The organism is Amycolatopsis vancoresmycina, assembly GCF_000716785.1.
Classification (GTDB): Bacteria; Actinomycetota; Actinomycetes; order Mycobacteriales; family Pseudonocardiaceae; genus Amycolatopsis; species Amycolatopsis vancoresmycina.
In genome coordinates, this window is sequence record NZ_JNYY01000016.1 from 359020 (window position 1) to 379515 (window position 20496).

Genomic DNA, 20496 nt, shown 5'->3' on the forward strand with positions numbered 1-20496 from the left:
TTACGCGATGTCCCGCAGCCGGAGGCTGTTCAGCGGCGGGCGTTCCGGGGACGTCAGGTCGGTCAGGACCAGCTCGCGGTCGAACCCGTCCGACGAGCCGCGCCGGAACTGGGCCAGCATCGTCGCCGGGGGCGTTGCCGTGATCAGGCGGCCGTAGCGCTCCAGCCGGTCGAACAGCGTCTGCATGATCTGGCCCGCCATCCGGCCCAGTGCCTGGGTGCTCTGGTGGCGGTGCACGCGGTGGCCGAGGTCGACCTGGGCCAGTGCGTCGAGGCCGCGCCGCTCCAGCAGGTCGATCAGGTGGCCGATCTCGACGCCGTAGTTCGCCACGAACGGGATGCTCTCCAGCACTTCGCGGCGGCCCGCGTATTCGCCCGCGAGGGGCTGGACGAAGCCCGCCAGCTCCGGCCAGAACATGTTGAGCAGCGGGCGGGCGACGAGCTCGGTGACCCGGCCGCCGCCGTCCGCCTCCGCGCCGAGGGGGCGGTGGTAGAACCCCTTGACGTAGGCGACCGTCGGGTCTGTGAGCAGCGGGCCGAGCAGCCCGGTGACGTAGTCCGTGGTGAAGTCGTGGAGGTCGCCGTCGACGAAGACGACCAGGTCGCCGCTCGTGGCCGCGACACCCTTCCACAGCGCTTCGCCCTTGCCCGGCAGGCCGCCGAGCGCGGGGAGCACGGCGTCCTGCGCGACGACGTCCGCCCCCGCGGCCGCGGCCACCTCGGCCGTCGCGTCGGTGGAGTGGCTGTCGACGACCAGGATTTCGTCGACGAGCACGCCGTGGAGGTCCTCGCGGATGGCGGTCACGATCGCGCCGACGGTGGCTTCCTCGTTCCGGGCCGGGATGACCACCGACACCGTGGCCCCGCGTTTGGCCTCGACGAGGTCCGCGGTCGTCCAGTCCCCGGTCCGGCTGCTGCGCCGGGTGAGCCAGGTGCCGATCTCCGGCGAAACCTGCAGCATGCGTTTCCCCTTCCCTCGTTCACCTCCGAGGTTCGAGGTCCCGCGTTTCGGCGGCCGTTCCGCGGTGCTACCGGGGTGTTACGAGATGGCAGGCCGCGTTAAACCGGCTGACGGCTGCGGGCGCCGCGGCCTAGGGTCGGCGCCGATGAGCCAGTACTTCAGCATCGACGGCACCGACGTCTGGAACCCGTCCAACGGGCCCGGGACGCTCTTCGTGCACCTTGCCGCGGCCCACGTCCCGCTCGGCGGGCCGCACGGGATCGGCACCACGCCCGGCGATCCCGACGACCACCCGATCGACGGAACCGTCTTCGCGGCGTTCGCCGACGCGCTCGTCGCCGAGTACCGCGCGACGTCGCACCCGATCAAGCGAGCGCTGCTCGAAGGGTTCGTGGCGACCGCGGCGGTCATGGCCCGGCGCGGCGGGCTCGCCCTGCCGGCGCTCGACGGACCGGCCGGCCACTCGCCGCGGGACGTCCCGGGTGGCGGGGCGGCCGGGCCGGACCGGCTCGCCGAGCTCGTGGCCGAGTACGAACGGGCGATGCCGGTGTGATCGAAGCGATCCGGCCGTTCCGCTGGGACCTCGTGCGCCCCGACCACCTCGGCACCCTGCTCGACGGGGTTCCCGAGCCGGACCTGTGGTTCCTCGACGACCTGATCGACTGCGCCGCGAAGGTGGTCGCGCGGTCGGAGGACGGCGAGCTGCACTTCGTCGGCCGGTCCGCCGACTCCGTCTTCGACCTGCTCGGCGGCGCGCTGCCGGATCCGGGCCGGCTGCACCTGCTGCCGCTGTCCACCGGGTGGATCGACCACCCGCTGCTGGGGCCGCTCCGCCCGGCGGAGGTGGCGCAGCTGCGGGCGAACCTGGCCGCCCACGGCCTCGCCCCGGAGCGCCTCGCCCGGGGTTCCCGGCCCCTCACCTTCGTCGACGCCGTGTCTTCGGGCGGCTCTTTCGGGCACCTGGTCGGGATCCTGCGCGACTGGGCGGCCGGCGAACGCGCCGACTGGCCCGCCATCCGGCGGCGGATCCGGATCGTCGGACTGACCTGGCGCACGGCCACCAGCCCGAAAACCCGCCGCTGGCAGCAGCACGCCGAGTGGGTGCGGGACCTGCCCAGCGGCTCGATCCGCAACGTCTCGGTCGACGCGGCGGTGCTCGGCTACCTCGCCGACCACCAGCACAAGCTCGCCCCGTCGTTCCGGCGGGACCGCTGGCACGACGGGGACATCCGCGAACCCGCGCACGACGACCGCACCCGCCGGGCGCTGGCCGAAGCGGTCGCGATCGTCGAAGCCGGGCGCACGCGGGCCGTGCGCGAGCGGCTCGCCCGCGCGATGAGCCGCGAACCCGCGATCGCCGAGCCGTGGCTGCGGGACCTCGTCAGGCGTCTTCCTCTTCGAGCATCTCCGGCGTGACCGCGGACTCCGTGTCCGGGATGCCCAGGTCCTTCGCGCGCTTGTCCGCCATCGCCAGCAGGCGGCGGATCCGCCCGGCCACCGCGTCCTTCGTCATCTGCGGGTCCGACAGCTGGCCCAGTTCCTCCAGGGACGCTTGCCGGTTGGACAGCCGGAGCCGGCCCGCCGCCAGCAGGTGGTCCGGGGCCGTGTCGCCGAGGATCTCCAGCGCCCGCTCCACCCGGGCCGCCGCCGCGACCGCCGCGCGGGCCGAGCGGCGCAGGTTCGCGTCGTCGAAGTTGGCCAGGCGGTTCGCCGTCGCGCGGACTTCGCGGCGCATCCGGCGCTCTTCCCACTGCAGGACGCTCGCGTGCGCGCCCAGGCGCGTCAGCAGCGCGCCGATCGCGTCGCCGTCGCGGACCACCACCCGGTCCGCGCCGCGGACCTCGCGGGACTTCGCCTGGATGCCCATCCGGCGGGCCGCGCCCACCAGGGCCAGCGCCGCCTCCGGGCCGGGGCACGTCACCTCCAGCGACGACGAGCGGCCCGGCTCGGTCAGCGAGCCGTGCGCGAGGAACGCGCCCCGCCACGCCGCTTCCGCGTCGGCCACTCCCCCGGACACCACGGCCGCCGGCAGCCCGCGCACCGGGCGGCCGCGCTGGTCGATCAGCCCGGTCTGGCGGGCCAGGCCCTCGCCGTCCTTGACCACGCGCACCACGTACCGGGTGCCCTTGCGCAGGCCGCCGCTGGCGGTGATCACGTGGACGTCCGAATGGTGGCCGTACAGCTCGTGGATCTCCTTGCGCAGCCGTCGCGCGACCGAGCCCGTGTCGAGCTCCGCCTCCACGACCACCCGGCCGGCCACGATGTGCAGGCCGCCGGCGAAGCGAAGCAGCGACGCGACCTCCGCCCGGCGCGGCCCGATCTTCGTGATCTCCAGCCGGCTCAGCTCGTCCTTCACCGCGGCGGTCATCGCCATTCCTGCCCCTCCCTGCCTTTCGCTCCTCCCCCGTGCTCCCCGCCGAGACCGAGAGCCTCCCGCATGCACAACGCGAGCGCATCAGGATCATGCCGTCCCGGCACTTCGGGGTCGGCCACCGCCCCCAGGTGCGCCCGGCCGCCGAGCCGTTCCGCCGCGCGGCGGAGATTCGCCGGGTCGGGCACGGAATCGCGGTCCGCGATCACCGCGTCGACCCGCAGATCGGGCGCGTGCTCGAAGAGTACGTCGAGGTGGCGCTCCGGGGAGAATCCCGCGGTTTCCCCCGGCTGGGGGACAAGGTTGAGCACGAGTGCCTTCGTCGCGGCCGTCCGCACGAGCGCGTCGCGCAGCCCGGGCACGAGCAGGTGCGGCAGCACGCTGGTGAACCACGAACCCGGCCCGAGGAAGACGACGTCGGCGTTCAGCACCGCTTCCACGGCCTCGTCGCACGCCAGTGGCGGGCGCCCGGCGCGGCCCGGCGAGCGCAGGCTGACCCGCCGCACCTGACCCGGGGTGGTGGCCACCGCGACCTGGCCGCGGATCGTCCGCAGCGCCGCCGGGTCCTCGCTGTCGAGACCGCTGACCTGGCCTTCGATTTCGAGGGGTTCCGGCGACATCGGCAGCACGCGGCCCGAGACGCCCATCAGCCGGCAGGCTTCGTCGAGCGCGGCGACCGGGTCGCCGAGCACCTCGAACAGCCCGGCCAGCAGCAGGTTCCCCACCGCGTGGCCGGCCAGCGCACCGTCGCCGCCGAAGCGGTGCTGGAAGACTTCGGCCCACAGCGTGCCGCCGTCCTCCGCGGCGAAGGCGGCGAACGCCTGCCGCAGGTCGCCCGGCGGCAGCAGGCCGAGTTCGCGCCGCAGCCTGCCGGACGATCCGCCGTCGTCGGCCACGGTCACGATCGCGGTGACGTCGGGGGTCACCCGCCGCACCGCGGACAACGTGGCGTGCAGCCCGTGGCCGCCCCCGAGGGCGACCGCGCGCACGTTATTCACGACCAAGGTCGCGGTGCACCACCTTCACGGCCATACCGTCCTCTTTGGACAGACGCTGGGCGAGTTCCACGGACAGCGCCACGCTGCGGTGCTTGCCGCCGGTGCAGCCGACGGCGAGCGTCAGGTACCGCTTGCCCTCGCGCTTGTAGCCGGCGCCGATCAGCCGCAGCAGCTGGTGGTAGCGGTCCAGGAACTCTTCCGCGCCTTCCTGCGAGAGGACGTAGTTGCGGACCTCGCCGTCGAGGCCCGTGTGTTCGCGCAGCTCCGGGATCCAGAACGGGTTCGGCAGGAACCGGACGTCCATCACCAGGTCGGCGTCCATCGGCAGGCCGTACTTGTAGCCGAAGGACAGCACGGTGACCCGGGTCTGGGTGCTCGCCTCGGAGCCGAACGCGTCCTCGATCTTGGCGCGCAGGTCGTGCACCGACAGCGACGACGTGTCGAGCACCAGGTCGGCCTCTTCGCGCAGCGGCTCCAGCAGCGTCCGCTCCGCCGTGATGCCGTCGGCGAGCCGGCCGTCACCCTGCATCGGGTGGCCGCGGCGGACGGCTTCGAAGCGCCGCACCAGCACCGCGTCGGTCGCTTCCAGGAACAGCACGCGCGGCTTGTAGCCCCGCGCGTCGAGGTCCTTGATGACCGAGGCGAGGTCGTCGGTGAACGCGCGCGAGCGCACGTCCATGACGACGGCCACCTTCGTGATCGCGCCGCGCGCCTGCGCGCCCAGCTCGACCATGGTGGCGATCAGCTCCGGGGGCAGGTTGTCGACGACGAACCAGCCCAGGTCCTCCAGGCACTTGGCCGCGGTGCTGCGGCCGGCGCCGGAGAGCCCGGACACGACCGCGACCTCCATGCCGGACCCGCGGATCTCTTCTTGCGCACTCACTGTCTTCCCTTACTCCCCTGCTCCTGTGCCGTTGCTCGCGCCGGACTCCCCGGCCAGCGCGGCGACCACGGCCTCCGCGGTGCGCCTGCCGAAGCCGGGCACCGCCTCGATCTCTTCGATCCTGGCCTGCTTGAGCTTCTTCACCGAGCCGAAGTGCTTGATCAGCGCGGTGCGGCGAGCCTGCCCCAGCCCGGGCACACTGTCCAATTCGGACGTCTGCAGCCGTTTGGAGCGCTTCTCGCGGTGGTAGGCGATGGCGAAGCGGTGGGCCTCGTCACGCAGCCGCTGCAGCAGGTACAGCCCCTCCGACGTCCGGGGCAGGATCACCGGATCGGGGTCGGCGGGCAGCCAGACCTCCTCCAGCCGCTTGGCCAGCCCGATCACCGAGATGTCGGTGATGCCGAGCTCGGCCAGCACGTCGGCGGCCGCGGTGGCCTGCGGGCCCGCGCCGTCGACGACCAGCAGGTTCGGCGGGTAGGCGAACTTCTTCGGCCGCCCGGTCTCCGGGTCGAGCCCCGGTGTGCTCGACTCTTCCGAGGTTTCCTTGAGGTAGCGGTGGAAGCGGCGCCGGACGACCTCGGCGATCGAGGCGACGTCACCCTCCGTGGCCGCCTCCCGCAGCGCGAAGCGCCGGTATTCGGACTTGCGCGCGAGGCCGTCCTCGAAGACGACGAGCGACGCGACGACGTCGCTGCCCTGGATGTGGCTGATGTCGATGCACTCGATGCGCAGCGGCGCCGTGTCGAGGGCGAGGAACTCCTGCAGCTCCGTGAGCGCCGCCGAGCGCGCGGTGAGGTCACCGGCGCGGCGCAGCTTGTGCTGGGTGAACGCCTCCCCGGCGTTGCGCTGGACGGTCTCGGCGAGCGCCTTCTTGTCGCCGCGCTGCGGCACCCGCAGCTGGACGCGCGACCCGCGCAGCCCGGTGAGCCACTCCGCCACCGCGTCCGCGTCGGCGGGCAGCTCGGGCACCAGGACCTCGCGCGGGACGACCGGGCCGGAGTCGACGTCGTCGCGCGCGTCGAGCTCGGCCTCGTCGCCGTAGAACTGGGTGAGGAAGTGGTCGACCAGCGCCGGGACGTCCATCTCCTCGGCCTTGTCGATCACCCAGCCGCGCTGGCCGCGGACGCGCCCGCCGCGCACGTGGAAGACCTGGACGGCGGCCTCGAGCTCGTCGTGGGCGAAGGCGACGACGTCGGCGTCCGTGCCGTCGCCGAGCACCACGGCCTGCTTCTCCATGGCGCGGCGCAGCGCGCCGAGGTCGTCGCGCAGCCGGGCGGCGCGCTCGAACTCGAGCTCCTCGGACGCGGCGGCCATCTCGGCTTCCAGGCGCTTGATCATGACGTCGGTCTTGCCCGCGAGGAAGTCGCAGAAGTCCTCGACGATGTCGCGGTGCTCGTCGGCCGACACCCGGCCCACGCACGGCGCCGAGCACTTGTCGATGTAGCCGAGCAGGCAGGGGCGGCCGATCTGGCCGTGGCGGCGGAACACCCCGGCCGAGCACGTGCGGGCCGGGAAGACGCGCAGCAGCAGGTCGAGGGTCTCCCGGATGGCCCACGCGTGCGCGTACGGGCCGAAGTACCGGACGCCCTTCTTGCGCGCGCCGCGGTAGACGTGCAGGCGGGGGAACTCCTCGTTCAGCGTCACCGCGAGCACCGGGTAGCTCTTGTCGTCGCGGTAGCGGACGTTGAACCGGGGGTCGAACTCCTTGATCCAGTTGTACTCCAGCTGGAGCGCCTCGACCTCGGTGGTGACGACGGTCCATTCGACGCTCGCGGCCGTGGTGACCATCTGGCGCGTGCGCGGGTGCAGGCCGGAGAGGTCGGCGAAGTAGGAGTTCAGCCTGCTCCGGAGGCTCTTCGCCTTGCCGACGTAGATGACCCGCTTGGTCGCGTCGCGGAACTTGTACACGCCAGGGGCATCCGGGATGCTCCCCGGCGAGGGACGGTAGGTGGTCGGGTCAGCCACCCCCCCAGCGTATTTGGCACCACCGACAGTTCTCGCACGCCCCCGTCCGGCCGCGGTCGGGGGGCGTCCGCTGTCCGATCCGCCGGAAGTCGGGTCTTCGTCCGGTCACGACCTTCGTCGGTGCCCTCGCAGGTGACGCGGTGGTTACTTTCCGACCACCGATCCGGTCCCCCTGTCGAAAGGATCACCACCGTGAGCTCTCTCCGCCTCATCGGTGCCGCCTCCGCGGCCGCCGTCGCCCTGACCTTGGCCGGCGGCGCGGTCGCCGCCGCGGGCGTCCAGCCGAACATCGTCGGCGGCAGCACCGCACCGACGGTCTCCTGGGGTGCGCAGGTCTACGTGAACACCGCCGGGCGCGACTACCAGGGCTTCAACTGCTCGGGCACGGTGATCGCGGCGCGCTGGGTGCTGACCGCGGTGCACTGCCTCGACCAGGACGGCTCGGGCATGTACGTCCGGGTCGGCAGCAACACGCTGCTCTCGGGCACGAAGATCGCCGTCGACAACGAGTACGAGTCCCCGAACGGCGACATCGCGCTGCTCCACCTGGCCTCGGCGACGAGCACGGCACCGATCTCGCTGGGCAGCTCGGACCCGGCGACCGGCAGCACCAACCAGATCTACGGCTGGGGCCGCACCACCCCGACCGGCCCGCCGGCGACGTCGCTGAAGACGGCGAACGTCCAGGTGACCGGCCGCTCCACGGACGCCTACGGCGGCCGCGCGATCCAGAGCGTCGGCATCAACGGCTCGGCGTGGAAGGGCGACTCGGGCGGGCCGGAGGTTTCCGGCGGGGTCCAGGTCGGCGTCGCGTCGACGGTCCAGAACCAGAGCGGGTCGACCACGCGCGGGACGAACAACTACGCGAGTGTGGCGGCGAGCCGGTCCTGGATCCGGACGACCGCGGGCGTGTGAGTTCGCGGGGCGGCGCTTCGGCGCCGCCCCGATCTTGTCGGTGGTGTGTGGGATGCTCGCGGGCATGCGGATCGCCACCTGGAACGTGAACTCCATCGTCCCCCGCCTGCCCCGCGTGCTGGGGTTCCTGGAGGAGACGGCGCCGGACGTGCTGTGCCTGCAGGAGCTGAAGACCACGACGGAGAAGTTCCCGCTGGCCGAGGTCGAGGCGCTCGGGTACGAGGTGGCGGCGTACGGGCTCGGGCGCTGGAACGGCGTCGGGATCGTGTCGAAGGCAGGCCTGTCGGACGTGGTGCGCGGGCTGCCGGGCGAGCCTTCGTTCGAAGGCGCGGCGGAGGCGCGGGCGATCGGCGCCATGTGCGGTGGGGTGCGGGTGTGGTCGGTGTACGTGCCCAACGGGCGTGAGCCGGACAACCCGCACTACGCGTACAAGCTGGAGTGGCTTTCGGCGCTGCACTCGCTTGTGGCTTCGGAGATTGCGTCGGGGCCGTTCGCGGTGCTCGGGGACTTCAACGTGGCGCCGACGGACGCGGACGTGTGGGACATCGCGTTGTTCGCGGAGTCGACGCACGTGACGAAGCCAGAGCGCGACGCCTTGGCCCGGCTGCGGGACTTGGGGTTGTCGGACGTCTTCCCGCGGCCGCTGAAGTACGACCACCCGTTCACGTACTGGGACTACCGGGCCGGGAACTTCCCGAACAACAAGGGCATGCGGATCGACCTGGTGTACGGGAACGAGCCTTTCACTTCCGCGGTGACGGATTCCTATGTGGACCGGAACGCGCGGAAGGGGAAGGGCCCCTCGGACCACGCACCGATCGTGGTCGACCTGGACCTCTGACACGCAACCGGTCGTGAGTGGCAAGGCGAGTTCTAACTCGTCTTACCACTCACGACAGTGAAGGCCTGCTCAGCCGCCGGTGGCTGCGCGGTGCAGCTTGCGCAGGGCGCGCACCGCTTCCACCGCCCGGTCCCGGTCCACGGCCTGCACCGCCATCACCGCGTGGTACTCGTCGTCCGGCAGCTCCAGCCGCGCCCACGACGCCCCGTCCGGGAAACTCACCGACAGCACGTCACTCCACGCGAAGCGGCGCGTGATCAGCACGTTCCGGACCTCGATGCCCTCCGCATCCGCCCGGACCCGGGCGATCGCGAACAGCATCACCCCGCACGCCAGCAGGATCCCGATGCCCACCATCGCCGCCTGGTCGGAGCGCTGGAACCGGACCCCCGTGTCGCCGTTGCGCAGCAGCACCGCCACCACGACGAACACCGCCAGCAGCGCCACCGCCAGCACGCTGCACATGATCAACGCGCGGCGGGGGCGGATCACCAGGAGAGTCTTCACGGTCACACGAAACCCCGCTCGGTCCACGGCTGGCGCAGGCTCCGCAGCACGTGCGCGGAATCCAGCGCCGCCACCGTCGCCTCGTAGCCCTTGTCCTCCTTCGAGCCCGGACGGCCCGACCGGTCGACCGCCTGCTCGTGCGTGTCGCACGTCAGGACGCCGTTGCCGACCGGGGTGCTCTCGTCCAGCGCCACCCGGGTCAGGCCCGCCGTCACCGCGTCGCACACGTACTCGAAGTGGGGGGTGCCGCCGCGGATCACCACGCCCAGCGCGACCACCGCGTCGTGGTTGCGGGCCAGTGCCTGCGCCACCACCGGGAGCTCGACCGCGCCCGCGACGTGCACCACCGTCGGCTCGTCCTCCAGCTCCGCCTCGCGCGCCGCGACCAGCGCCCGCTCCAGCAGGACGTCGGTGATGTCCGCGTTCCAGCGGGTGGCGACGATGCCGAGCTTCAGCGACTTGCAGTCGGAGAGGTCCAGCTTGACGTCCGGACGGCCTTCGCCGCTCACAGTGTTCCCCCATCCGCGGGCTCGGCCGCCGCGCCCACCTGGTCGTAGTGCTCCAGCTGGGCCAGGTCGTGGCCCATCCGGTCGCGCTTGGTCCGCAGGTAGCGCAGGTTCTCCGGGTTCGGCGAGATCGGCAGCGGCACCCGCCCGGTGACGCGCAGGCCGTAGCCCTCCAGGCCGATCCGCTTTGCCGGGTTGTTCGACAGCAGCCGCATGGTGCGGACGCCGAGGTCGCAGAGGATCTGGGCGCCGGTGCCGTAGTCGCGGGCGTCGGCCGGGACGCCGAGCGCGAGGTTCGCGTCCACGGTGTCCGCGCCGTCGTCCTGCAGCTGGTAGGCCTGCAGCTTGTGCAGCAGGCCGATGCCGCGGCCCTCGTGGCCGCGGATGTAGAGCACGACACCGCGGCCTTCGGTGGCCACCGCTTCCAGGGCCGCCTCCAGCTGGGGGCCGCAGTCGCAGCGCAGGGAGCCGAAGACGTCGCCGGTGAGGCACTCGGAGTGGACGCGGACCAGGATGTCCTGGCCGTCGCCGATCTCGCCGTAGACGAACGCGACGTGCTCGATGCCGTCCAGCAGCGAGTCGTAGCCGACCGCCCGGAACGTGCCCGCGGCCAGCGGGATGCGGGCCTCGGCGACCCGCTCGACCTGCTTCTCGGTGCGGCGGCGGTAGGCGATCAGGTCGGCGATGGTGATGATCGCCAGGTCGTGGTCGGCGGCGAACACCTCGAGCTCGTCGCGGCGCGCCATGTCGCCTTCGTCCTTCTGCGACACGATTTCGCAGAGCACGCCCGCCGGCGCGAGGCCGGCCATCCGGGCCAGGTCGACCGACGCCTCGGTGTGCCCGGGGCGGCGCAGCACGCCACCTTCCTTCGCGCGCAGCGGCACGACGTGGCCGGGGCGGCGGAAGTCCTTCGCGGTCGACGCCGGGTCGGCCAGCAGCCGGATCGTGTGCGCGCGGTCGGCGGCGGAGATACCGGTGCTGATGCCCTCGGCGGCGTCGACCGTGACGCTGTACGCGGTCCCGCGCGCGTCCTGGTTCGTGTGGTACATCGGCGGCAGGTCGAGCCGGTCCGCTTCGGACTCGGTCAGCGCCACGCAGACGTACCCCGAGGTGTAGCGGACCATGAAGGCCAGCAGCTCGGGCGTCGCCTTCTCGGCGGCGAAGATCAGGTCGCCCTCGTTCTCGCGGTCCTCGTCGTCGACCACGACGACCGCGCGGCCCGCCGCGATGTCCGCGATCGCCCGTTCGATGGCGTCGGCGTCGAACACCGCGCCGGTGCCGCACGGGGTCCAGCCCGCCTCGGGCTCTGCCGCGCTCGTCTCACTCATGACCGCTCCTCCGTGCCGCTGTCCCGATTCTGCACCTGGTCGCGGATGTGCGCCTCGGCCAGCTTTTCCACGTACTTCGCGACCACGTCGACCTCGAGGTTGACCAGGTCGCCGGGCTCGCGGCGGCCGAGGGTCGTCGCGTCCAGGGTGGTCGGGATCAGGGCCACCGAGAACCGGTCGGGGCCGATCGCCGCGACCGTCAGCGAGACGCCGTCGACCGCGATCGAGCCCTTCTCGACCACGTACCGCGCCAGGTGCGCGGGCAGCGCGAACGTCGTGACGCCGTTTTCGTCGCGGCCGAGGAACGCGCCGGTCCCGTCGACGTGGCCCTGCATGATGTGCCCGCCGAGCCGGCCGCCCGCCGGCGTCGCGCGCTCCAGGTTGACCCGGTCACCGGTGGCGACCTTGGCCAGGCTCGAACGCTGCAGCGTCTCGTCGACGACGTCGACGGTGAACTCGCCGCCGGCCACCTCGACGACGGTCAGGCACACCCCGCTGACCGCGATCGAGTCGCCGTGCCCGGCGTCGCTGGTGACCAGCGGGCCGCGGACGCGCAGCCGGGCCGCGTTGGTCAGCTGCTCGACGGCGGTGACTTCGCCGATCTCCTCGACTATGCCGGTGAACACGTGCCCTGCCTCCTCGTGAGCCGGTCTGTGAGCCGGTGCTTCCATCCAACACCCGACGCGGCCCGGTGGCTTCTCCGGTGCCGCCGCGAGCGTCAGCCGGCGCGGCCGCGGGCCGCCTGCTCGCGCAGCGCGGCGACCGCCTTGCCCGGGTCGGCCGCCCCGTAGACGGCGGATCCGGCGACGAAGCAGTCGACACCCGCTTCGGCGGCCTGCTCGATGGTGTCGGCGTTGATGCCGCCGTCGATCTCGACGACCAGCGTCAGGTGCCCGGTGTCGACCAGCCGCCGCGCGGTGCGGACCTTCGCCAGGACGTCGGCGATGAACGACTGCCCGCCGAAGCCCGGCTCGACCGACATGACCAGCAGCGTGTCGTAGTGCTTGAGGACGTCGAGCCACGGCTCGAGCGGGGTGCCCGGCTTGATCGACAGGCCGGCCTTGGCGCCCGCGCCGCGCAGGTTCTTCGCCAGCGCCACCGGGTCCTTCGCGGCCTCGGCGTGCACGGTGACGTTGTAGGCGCCGGCCTCGGCGTACCCGATCGCCCAGCGTTCCGGGTCCTCGATCATCAGGTGGCAGTCGATCGGCAGGTCGGTGCTGTCGATCAGGGCCTTGGCCACGGGCAGGCCGAGGGTCAGGTTCGGCACGAAGTGCGCGTCCATGACGTCGACGTGGACCCAGTCGGCGCGGGCCTCCCCTTCACCGGCGACGGCGGCGATCTCCTCGCCGAGCCGGGCGAAGTCCGCCGCGAGGATGCTGGGTGCGATCAAAGGTCGGTCTGCCACGTCCCGAGTGTAGGAGGCCGCTGCTAACGCTCGCTAACCGGTTGTGACCAGTATCTGGCTCCCGAGAGGGAGGTCACGGGCCCCCGCCGCGCCCTAGCCTCGACCGCATGTCCGGTTTTGCGAGATCCCTGCTGCGCCCCGGTGGCTACCGCAGCGTCCCCTACGCCGTGCTCGGCGCGGTCCTGGCCGTCCCGGTGGCGCCGTTCGCCGTGCCGTGGGCGCTGCTCACCGGCGAGGGCCGGTCCCGGGCGCTGCTGACCGTGGTGGCCCTCGCGGTGCTCCTGGGCCTGCTGGGGCTGACCGGCCCGGTGCGGCGGTTCGGCGTCGCCGTGGCGAACGGCCTGCTCGGCACCGACCTGCCGGCCCCGGGCCGGGCGCGGCCCGCCTGGCCGGACCGGCTGCGGTCCGGGGCCTGGCTCGTCCTGCACAGCGGACTCGGCGGCCTCCTGCTCGTCGTCGATGCCTTCCTGGCGCTCGGCGTCCTCTCCCCCGCGATGTGGCTGAGCGGTGACCAGGCCGAGTTCACGTTCTTCGGCGCGAAGGCGGTCGCCGGGCCGTGGATGCTGCCGGTCGCCCTGGTCATGCTCGGGCTCGTCCTGCTGGTCACCGCGGCCGCCACCCGTGCCTTCCAGGCGGGCGCGACCGCGCTGCTGGGCCCGTCCGCGGCCGAGCGCGCGGCGCTGGCCGAACGGCGGTCGGCCGTGCTCGCCCAGCGCAACCGGCTGGCCCGGGAGCTGCACGACTCGATCGGGCACACGCTGACGACGTCGACCATCCAGGCGGCGGCCGCGGCCGAGCTGGTCGAGGCCGACCCGGCGCAGGTGCGGCGGGCGCTCGGCACGATCGAAGAAGCGTCTCGAAGCGCCCTCGAGGACCTCGACCACGTCCTCGGCCTGCTTCGCGAGGAGCCGGCCGCGAAGGAGCCGACGCGGACGCTGGCCGAGGTGGACGTCCTCGCCGTGCGCGCCCGCGAAGCCGGGCTCGACGTCCGCCTGGCCGTCACCGGGCCGGTCGGGGCGCTGCCCGCCGCGGTGTCGCGGGAGGGCTACCGGATCGTCCAGGAAGGCCTGACCAACGCGCTGCGCCACGCCGGCCCGGGCACGGTCGACGTCCGGGTCGAGGCCGGGCCCGACCGCCTCGGCATCGCGGTGGTCAACGCGCTGCCCGGCGACGGGCCGCGGACCGGGCGGCGCGGGCTGGCCGGGCTCGCCGAGCGCGTCGAAGCCCTGCGCGGCGAGCTCGACGCCGGCCCGGACGGGCAGCAGTGGCGGCTGCGGGCGTCCATCCCGCTGCGGGCGGGCGCGTGACGCCGTCGGTGCTGCTCGCCGACGACGAGCCGCTGGTCCGCACCGGGCTGCGGGCGTTGCTGGAGCAGCAGGGCCTGCCGGTGGTCGGCGAGGCGGCCGACGGCGGCGAGGTCCTGGACGCGGTGCGGCGGACGCGGCCGGACGTCGTGCTGATGGACGTCCGGATGCCCGGCGTCGACGGCATCGAAGCCACCCGCCGGGTGCTCGCGGCGCTCGCCGACCCGCCGAAGATCCTGGTCGTCACGACCTTCGACAACGACGACTACGTGCACGAAGCGCTGCTGGCCGGGGCCAGCGGATTCCTGTTGAAGCGGGCGCGCAAGGAGGAGATCGCGCACGCCGTGCGGACGGTCGCCACGGGCGAGTCGCTGCTGTTCCCGGAAGCGATCCGGCGGCTGGTGAGCGGCCGCGCCGCGGGCGGGAAGCACGCGCGGGCGGCGAAAACCCTCACCCGCCGCGAAGCCGAGGTGCTCCGGCTCATCGCCACCGGACTGTCCAACCAGGACATCGCGGCCGCGCTGGTGATCAGCCTCGAGACCGTGAAGACCCACGTGGGCAACATCTTCGGCAAGCTCGGGGCGGCCAACCGCAGCCAAGCGGTGGTCATAGCGTACGAATCGGGCGTCGTCCGGCCGGGGCACCTCGCCGGTCAATAACCGACGTGCTCCGCGTCACCCGCGTGAAGCCATGAGTTCGGCCGACGGCCACCCTCCCGTCACCTTCAGTCCCTCCACGGCACACATGCGGCAGGACTAATAGCCCGTGTCCGAAATCCGGGCCGTAACCCCCGAAGTCCCCGAAGTTCGCGAATGAGGAGAAACATGGCTTCGCTGTTCGCCGGCCGCCGCCGGTGGCTGGTCGCGGGCGCGCTCGGCGCCGCGCTGGTCGCCGCCGCCCCGGTCGCCCTCGCCACCAACGGCTCCGACAACGCCGACGCGCGCTCGTTCGCCGGCACCGGCGACCGCACCGCCGACGTCCGCGCCGCGATCCAGGGCGGCCACGCCCGCAACGTCATCCTGTTCCTCGGTGACGGCATGGGCCAGTCGGAGATCACCTCCGCCCGCAACTACGAGCGCGGCGCCGCCGGCCGGCTCGCCATGGACGAGCTGCCGCTGACCGGCGACTACACCACCTACGCCGTGGAGCAGAACAACCCGGCCAAGCCGAACTACGTGACCGACTCGGCCGCGTCCGGCACCGGCTGGGCCACCGGCGTCAAGACCTACAACGGCGCCATCTCCGTCGACGCCTACGGCAACGACGTCCCGACGATCCTGGAGATCGCCAAGCGCAACGGCCTGCGCACCGGCGACGTCACCACCGCCGAGGTCCAGGACGCGACCCCGGCCGTGCTCGGCTCGCACGTGATCAACCGCGACTGCAAGGGCCCGGTCGAGACGACCGCCAAGTGCGCGAAGAACGCCAAGGAGAACGGCGGCAACGGCTCGATCGCCGAGCAGCTGGTCCAGACCCACCCCGACGTCCTGCTGGGCGGCGGCGCGAAGTACTTCAACCAGACCGTGACGGCCGGCAAGTTCAAGGGCAAGACCGTCCTGGACCAGGCCAAGGCGGCCGGCTACAACGTGGTCAACACCGCGGCCGACCTGGCGAAGGCGCCGAAGGGCAAGCCGGTGCTCGGCCTGTTCGCCGACGGCAACATGCCGGTCAACTGGACCGGCCCGGCGGCCGTGCACGGCGGCACCGCGCCGGCCCGCTGCACCCCGAACGCGAAGGTCCCCGCGACCCAGCCGAAGCTGGCCGACCAGACCCGCAAGGCGCTGGAGCTGCTCGACGACCGCCACCGTGACAAGGGTTTCTTCCTGCAGGTCGAGGGCGCGAGCATCGACAAGCAGGACCACGCGGCCGACCCGTGCGGCCAGATCGGCGAGACGATCGACTTCGACGCGGCGATCGCGGCGGGCACGGCGTTCGCCCGCAGCCACCCCGACACGCTGGTGCTGGTGACCGCCGACCACGGCCACAGCAGCCAGATCGTCGAGCCCACCGCCACCCCGGGCCTGACCGCGACCCTGATCACCAACGAGGGCGCGAACATGACGCTGGCCTACGGCACCGCGGAAGCGGGCGGCTCGCAGTCGCACACCGGCACCCAGGTGCGCATCGCCGGCCTGGGTCCGCAGGCGGCCAACATCGTCGGCCTGACCAACCAGACCGACCTGTTCGGCACGCTGAAGCGCGCCCTGAAGCTGCGCTGAGTGGTGGGGTGGGCCCCCGGGTTTCCCGGGTGGCCTGCCCCATGCCCCCTGGCGTCCCGGATCCCTAGCGTGGGGAACACCGAGACACCAGGGGGTTTTCTCATGCGGAAGTCATTGCGGGTCGTCACGGCCGGCACGCTCGTGGCGCTGCTGGCCGCCACCACGGCGGCACCGGCACTGGCGGCGGCGAACCCGGTCCAGGCGAGCCTGGACACGCTGACCGCCCAGGACGGCGTACCGGGCGCGGCGGCGGTCGTCCAGGACGGCCACCGGACCCAGGTCACCCGCAGCGGCGTCGGCGACGTCGCCACCGGGAAGCCGTTCCCGCGCAACGGTTCGTTCCGCGCGGGCAGCGTCACCAAGACGTTCGTGGCAACGGTCGTGCTGCAGCTGGTCGCGGAGGGCCGGGTGCGGCTGGACGCACCGGTGGCGCGGTACCTGCCGGGGCTGCTGCCCGACGAGCGGATCACCGTCCGCCAGCTGCTGCAGCACACGAGCGGGCTCTACAACTACACGGACGACCTCGACCGGAGCGACCCGGAGGCGCTGCGCCACCGCGGCGCCGAGCCGGCCGAGCTGGTGGCGATGGCGCTGAAGCACCCGGCGCTGTTCCCGCCCGGCACGAACTGGTCGTACTCCAACACGAACTACATCGTGGCGGGGATGATCGTGGAGAAGGTGACGGGGCACGCGCTGGCGGCGGAGATCGCCCACCGGATCACGCGCCCACTGGGCCTGCACGACACGTACCTCCCCGGCCGCGGCGACGAGAAGCTGCCGTCCCCGCACGCGGTGGGCTACCTGCCGTTCGCCGGGAAACTGGTGGACTTCAGCGACTTCGACGCGACGATCGCGGGAGCGGCGGGCGGCCTCGTGTCGACCCCGGCGGACCTCGACCGGTTCTACGGCGCGTTGTTGGGCGGACGGCTGCTGCGCCCGGCGGAGCTGGCGGAGATGCGCCGGACGGTACCGGCGCCGGGCCTGGGAATCCCGGGCGCTCGCTACGGCCTCGGTCTGGGCAGCATCCCGGTGTCGTGCGGCGTGGTGTGGGGGCACGAAGGCGGGATCATCGGGTTCACGAACTTCGCGGGCGTGGGCCCGGACGGCCGCCGGGCAACGGTGGTGCTGAACGAGAACCCGACCCCGGCTGAGACGAACAACCACCTGCTCACGGCGGTCGATGCGGCGGTGTGTTCGTAGGCCGGTTCGGGGGTGGCCCGGTGGCCCGGAATTGTCGGGGCCGCCGGTGGCCCTACAACGGCGGGGCCACCGGCGGCTCGAAAACGCCGTTGGCGGGCGGCCGAACCCGCTGGTGGCCCACTGGGCGCCCCGGAATTGTCGGTGGTCACCGGTAACGTGGAAAACGGGGGGCGCCCCCGCGGGCCGGTGTCCGTTCGCCGCGTCCGCCGGGTGCTCAGGGCAGCAGGTCCAGCACTTCGGTCCACGGCCGCCGGACATCCAGGCGGTGCAGTGTCACCCCGGCGCCCGCGAGGGTGTCGAGGTGGCGCTGCCACGCCGGGTGGTGCACCCGGGTGTCCTGGATCTGGTACGCCACCACCACCGTGATCCCCGGCGCGCCCAGCACGTCGCCCAGCACCGTCAGTGCCTGGTTGTCCGCGATCCCCAACGCCAGCTTCGCGACCGAATTCGCCGACGCCGGCGCGAACAGGAACACCGACGGGTCCGGGTGCGGCCGCGGCTCGCCCGGCAGCCGGGACACGCTGCGGACCGGCAGGTCGGTGCACGCTGCGACTTCGTCGAGGCGGCCGGTGGACTCCAGCCAGCGCATCGCCGTCGGCGTCAGCGTGATCGCCGGGCGCCAGCCGCGGTCGGCGGCCGGGCGGACCAGCTCGGCGGCGAACCGGGCGTCCAGCCCGCCGCACGAGCCGGCGACCAGCCCGAGGTCCCTCACGGCTTGCGCAGGACGGCGCAGAACATCGCGTCGGTGCCGTGGCGGTGGGGCCACAGCTGCACGTACGGGCCGTCACCGAGCTGGGGCACGTCCGGGAAGAACGGGCGGGCGTCCAGCACCTCCGCCTTCAGCCGCCGGGCCGTCTCGCCGAAGACCCCTTCGGTCTCGGCCAGGTGCGGCGAGCAGACGACGTAGGTGAGCGCGCCGCCCGGCCGCAGCAGGTCGTAGGCCGCCGTGATCAGCTCGCCCTGCAGCTTCGTCAGGTCCGCGACGTCGGACGGCTGCCGCCGCCAGCGCGCCTCCGGCCGCCGCCGCAGCGCGCCGAGGCCGCTGCACGGCGCGTCCACGAGGACCCGGTCGTAGCCCGGCTCCAGGCCGCTTTCACGCCCGTCGCCCACGTGGACCTTCACCGGCAGGCCGCTCGTGGCCTTCTCGACGAGCTTCGCGCGGTGCGGCGCCTTCTCGACGGCGTCGACGGTCGCCCCGCTCAACGCCGCCAGCGCGCCGAGCAGCGCGGCCTTGCCGCCGGGGCCCGCGCACAGGTCGAGCCAGCGCTCGTCGGAGCCTTCGAGCGGCACCTTCGTGGCGGCGATCGCGCACAGCTGGCTGCCTTCGTCCTGGACCGCGGCGAGCCGCTCGCGGACCGGCTCGGCGTCGGCCGGGTCGCCGGCGCCGGCGGGCAGCCGCACGCCGTAGGGCGAGTACGGCGCCGGGTCGCCGCCGGTGATCGCGGCGAGTTCGTCGGCGCTGATCTCGCCGGGGCGGGCGACCAGGTGCACCTCGGGCCGCGCGTCGTCGGCTTCCAGCGCGGCCTTCAGCCCGGCGCCCTTGTCACCGAGCGCTTCGGCGAACGACCGGGCGATCCAGCGCGGGTGCGCGGTGCGCAGCGCGTAGGCCCCGATCGGGTCGGCCGACTCGTCCGGCGCGAGCTCGTCGAGCCACGCCGCTTCGTCCTTTTCGGACACCTTGCGCAGGATGGCGTTCGCGAAACCCGTGGCCCACGAACCGGCTTCGGCGCGCACGAGGTCCACAGTGGACGTCACGGCGGCATGCTCGGGGATGCGCGTGCGCAGCAGCTGGTAGACGCCGAGGCGCAGCGCGTCGAGCACCGCCGGGTCCGTTTTGGACAGTGGACGTTCGGCGCAGGACTCGATGATCGCGTCGAGCAGGCCCTGTGCCCGCGATGTGCCGTAGGCCAGTTCGGTGGCCAGTGCGGCGTCCCGGCCGTTGATCCGCCGCTCGCGCAGCAGGTCGGGCAGGACGAGGTTGGCGTAGGCGTCCTTCGTCCGGACGGCCGCGAGGACGTCGAACGCGGCCTGCCGGGCCGGGTCGACCTCCGGCGGGCGGCGCGGGCCCTCCTTGCGCGGTGCCGGGCGGCCCCGCTGCGGCCGTGACGGGCGTCGTTCTCTGTGGTCGTTCACCGGAGGCGCTCTCCCTGGTCGATCCTCGTTCCGCGCGCCCAGTCGGTGGCCGCCATCCGTTTCTTGCCGGGTGCCTGGACTTCGCCGAGCCGCAGCGGCTTCGTCGCCGTCCCGACCAGCACCCGTTTGCGTTCGACCACGATCTCGCCCGGCGGCGGGCCGGGTTCGTCGACCACCGTGACCGGGCCGAGCTTGAAGCGTTCCCCGCGGAACTCCGCCCACGCGCCCGGGTCCGGGCTGACCGACCGGATCTGCCGGTCGACGGCCGTGGCCGGGTCGGCGAAGGACACGCGCGCGTCCTCGACCGTCACCTTGGGCGCGTAGCTGACCCCTTCGGCGGGCTGCTCGCGCGCGACCAGGCTGCCGTCGGCGAGACCGTCCATGGTGGACAGCAACAGTTTGGCCCCGGACTCCGCGAGCCGCCCGAGCAGGGCGCCGGCGGTGTCGGTGGCGCCGATGGCCTCGGTGACGACGCCGTAGACGGGGCCCGCGTCGAGTTCCTTGACGATCCGGAAGGTCGAGGCACCGGTGATCTCGTCCCCGGCGCGGATCGCGGCCTGCACGGGCGCGGCGCCGCGCCACGCGGGCAGCAGCGAAAAGTGCAGGTTCACCCAGCCCAGCCGCGGGATGTCGAGGGCGGCCTGCGGCAGCAGCGCCCCGTAGGCGACGACCGGGCAGGCGTCCGGCGCGAGCTCGGTGAGCCGCGCGAGAAAGGCGGGGTCCCCGGCGCGCGCGGGGGTGAGCACCTCGATGCCGTGTGCGTCGGCGAGGGCACCGACGGGCGACCGGACGACCCGCCGGCCGCGCCCGGCCTGCGCATCGGGCCGCGTGACGACGGCAACGACCTCGTGCCGCCCGGAATCGAGCAGGGCGCGCAGGGTGGGGACCGCGGGATCGGGGGTGCCGGCGAAGACGAGCTTCATCGGCCCACCCCCGGCGGGAGCAGGGTGTCAGGTGGCTG

The 20496-nt window shown here is 73.1% G+C and carries 21 protein-coding genes; 8 read left to right on the forward strand and 13 right to left on the reverse strand.

Annotated elements, in window-relative coordinates; genetic code table 11:
• The gene (locus OO60_RS33370; protein WP_004560657.1) at positions 1 to 960 is read right to left on the reverse strand and encodes a glucosyl-3-phosphoglycerate synthase; all 960 of its coding nucleotides are present in this window, start codon (positions 958 to 960) and stop codon (positions 1 to 3) included.
• 145 nt (positions 961 to 1105) lie between these two features.
• On the opposite strand from OO60_RS33370, the gene OO60_RS33375 reads away from it, so the two are divergent.
• Positions 1106 to 1513, forward strand: a complete 408-nt coding sequence (locus tag OO60_RS33375; RefSeq protein WP_004560658.1) for a DUF6086 family protein — start codon at positions 1106 to 1108, stop codon at positions 1511 to 1513.
• A complete protein-coding gene (locus OO60_RS46065) occupies positions 1510 to 2376 on the forward strand; it encodes a hypothetical protein (RefSeq protein WP_051767835.1) in 867 nt (288 codons plus the stop codon). Before OO60_RS33375 ends, OO60_RS46065 begins: the two co-directional genes overlap by 4 nt.
• Here OO60_RS46065 and whiA read toward each other — a convergent pair.
• The 4 genes from whiA to uvrC are packed head-to-tail and all read right to left on the reverse strand — an operon-like array spanning position 2342 to position 7177.
• Positions 2342 to 3334, reverse strand: coding sequence for a DNA-binding protein WhiA (whiA, locus tag OO60_RS33385; RefSeq protein WP_033262813.1), 993 nt, complete (start codon positions 3332 to 3334; stop codon positions 2342 to 2344). The two genes, OO60_RS46065 and whiA, sit on opposite strands and share 35 nt — an antisense overlap.
• Positions 3325 to 4320: a gluconeogenesis factor YvcK family protein gene (locus tag OO60_RS33390; protein ID WP_033262814.1), complete on the reverse strand. Its 996-nt coding sequence runs from the start codon at positions 4318 to 4320 to the stop codon at positions 3325 to 3327. The genes whiA and OO60_RS33390 overlap by 10 nt, the downstream gene beginning before the upstream one ends.
• Position 4321: 1 nt before the next feature.
• The gene (gene rapZ / locus OO60_RS33395) at positions 4322 to 5179 is read right to left on the reverse strand and encodes an RNase adapter RapZ (RefSeq protein ID WP_003101350.1); all 858 of its coding nucleotides are present in this window, start codon (positions 5177 to 5179) and stop codon (positions 4322 to 4324) included.
• Between the two features lie 42 nt (positions 5180 to 5221).
• The gene (gene uvrC, locus OO60_RS33400) at positions 5222 to 7177 is read right to left on the reverse strand and encodes an excinuclease ABC subunit UvrC (RefSeq protein ID WP_081655946.1); all 1956 of its coding nucleotides are present in this window, start codon (positions 7175 to 7177) and stop codon (positions 5222 to 5224) included.
• A gap of 192 nt (positions 7178 to 7369) precedes the next feature.
• Here uvrC and OO60_RS33405 point away from each other — a divergent pair, with 192 nt between their 5' ends.
• Together OO60_RS33405 and OO60_RS33410 are read left to right on the forward strand one after the other, a co-directional pair.
• A complete protein-coding gene (locus tag OO60_RS33405; protein WP_003101344.1) occupies positions 7370 to 8092 on the forward strand; it encodes a S1 family peptidase in 723 nt (240 codons plus the stop codon).
• Positions 8093 to 8156: 64 nt separating this feature from the next.
• Positions 8157 to 8933 carry an exodeoxyribonuclease III gene (locus OO60_RS33410; RefSeq protein ID WP_003101342.1) on the forward strand — a complete coding sequence of 259 codons (777 nt, stop codon included), beginning with the start codon at positions 8157 to 8159 and terminating at the stop codon, positions 8931 to 8933.
• Positions 8934 to 9002: 69 nt separating this feature from the next.
• Here the strand turns inward: OO60_RS33410 and OO60_RS33415 are convergent, their stop codons facing one another.
• From OO60_RS33415 to rpe, 5 genes are all read right to left on the reverse strand, one after another.
• Positions 9003 to 9446, reverse strand: a complete 444-nt coding sequence (locus tag OO60_RS33415; RefSeq protein ID WP_003101336.1) for a PH domain-containing protein — start codon at positions 9444 to 9446, stop codon at positions 9003 to 9005.
• Positions 9443 to 9949: a 6,7-dimethyl-8-ribityllumazine synthase gene (gene ribH / locus OO60_RS33420; RefSeq protein WP_003101326.1), complete on the reverse strand. Its 507-nt coding sequence runs from the start codon at positions 9947 to 9949 to the stop codon at positions 9443 to 9445. Before ribH ends, OO60_RS33415 begins: the two co-directional genes overlap by 4 nt.
• Complete coding sequence (locus tag OO60_RS33425; protein ID WP_003101320.1) at positions 9946 to 11274, reverse strand: bifunctional 3,4-dihydroxy-2-butanone-4-phosphate synthase/GTP cyclohydrolase II; 1329 nt, start codon at positions 11272 to 11274, stop codon at positions 9946 to 9948. Before OO60_RS33425 ends, ribH begins: the two co-directional genes overlap by 4 nt.
• The gene (locus OO60_RS33430; RefSeq protein ID WP_003101317.1) at positions 11271 to 11900 is read right to left on the reverse strand and encodes a riboflavin synthase; all 630 of its coding nucleotides are present in this window, start codon (positions 11898 to 11900) and stop codon (positions 11271 to 11273) included. The genes OO60_RS33425 and OO60_RS33430 overlap by 4 nt, the downstream gene beginning before the upstream one ends.
• A gap of 92 nt (positions 11901 to 11992) precedes the next feature.
• Positions 11993 to 12664, reverse strand: a complete 672-nt coding sequence (gene rpe, locus OO60_RS33435; RefSeq protein ID WP_003101314.1) for a ribulose-phosphate 3-epimerase — start codon at positions 12662 to 12664, stop codon at positions 11993 to 11995.
• 122 nt (positions 12665 to 12786) lie between these two features.
• Between rpe and OO60_RS33440 the strand changes: the two genes are divergently transcribed.
• The 4 genes from OO60_RS33440 (at position 12787) to OO60_RS33455 (ending at position 17402) form a co-directional block, all read left to right on the forward strand.
• Positions 12787 to 13986, forward strand: a complete 1200-nt coding sequence (locus tag OO60_RS33440; protein ID WP_033262815.1) for a sensor histidine kinase — start codon at positions 12787 to 12789, stop codon at positions 13984 to 13986.
• Complete coding sequence (locus OO60_RS33445) at positions 13983 to 14642, forward strand: response regulator transcription factor (RefSeq protein WP_033262860.1); 660 nt, start codon at positions 13983 to 13985, stop codon at positions 14640 to 14642. Before OO60_RS33440 ends, OO60_RS33445 begins: the two co-directional genes overlap by 4 nt.
• Before the next feature lie 165 nt (positions 14643 to 14807).
• A complete protein-coding gene (gene phoA / locus OO60_RS33450) occupies positions 14808 to 16202 on the forward strand; it encodes an alkaline phosphatase (RefSeq protein WP_033262816.1) in 1395 nt (464 codons plus the stop codon).
• Between the two features lie 102 nt (positions 16203 to 16304).
• On the forward strand, positions 16305 to 17402 hold the full coding sequence (locus OO60_RS33455) for a serine hydrolase domain-containing protein (RefSeq protein ID WP_205624253.1): 1098 nt from the start codon (positions 16305 to 16307) through the stop codon (positions 17400 to 17402).
• 214 nt (positions 17403 to 17616) lie between these two features.
• Here the strand turns inward: OO60_RS33455 and OO60_RS33460 are convergent, their stop codons facing one another.
• Genes OO60_RS33460 through fmt form a run of 3 tightly spaced genes read right to left on the reverse strand, consistent with a single transcriptional unit; the run spans position 17617 to position 20458 of the window.
• Positions 17617 to 18114 (reverse strand): flavoprotein, encoded by a 498-nt coding sequence (locus OO60_RS33460; RefSeq protein ID WP_033262817.1) that lies wholly within the window; start codon positions 18112 to 18114, stop codon positions 17617 to 17619.
• Positions 18111 to 19535, reverse strand: coding sequence for an RsmB/NOP family class I SAM-dependent RNA methyltransferase (locus OO60_RS33465; protein ID WP_033262818.1), 1425 nt, complete (start codon positions 19533 to 19535; stop codon positions 18111 to 18113). The genes OO60_RS33460 and OO60_RS33465 overlap by 4 nt, the downstream gene beginning before the upstream one ends.
• Positions 19532 to 20458, reverse strand: a complete 927-nt coding sequence (fmt, locus tag OO60_RS33470; RefSeq protein WP_004561790.1) for a methionyl-tRNA formyltransferase — start codon at positions 20456 to 20458, stop codon at positions 19532 to 19534. Before fmt ends, OO60_RS33465 begins: the two co-directional genes overlap by 4 nt.
• Positions 20459 to 20496 lie beyond the last annotated feature (38 nt).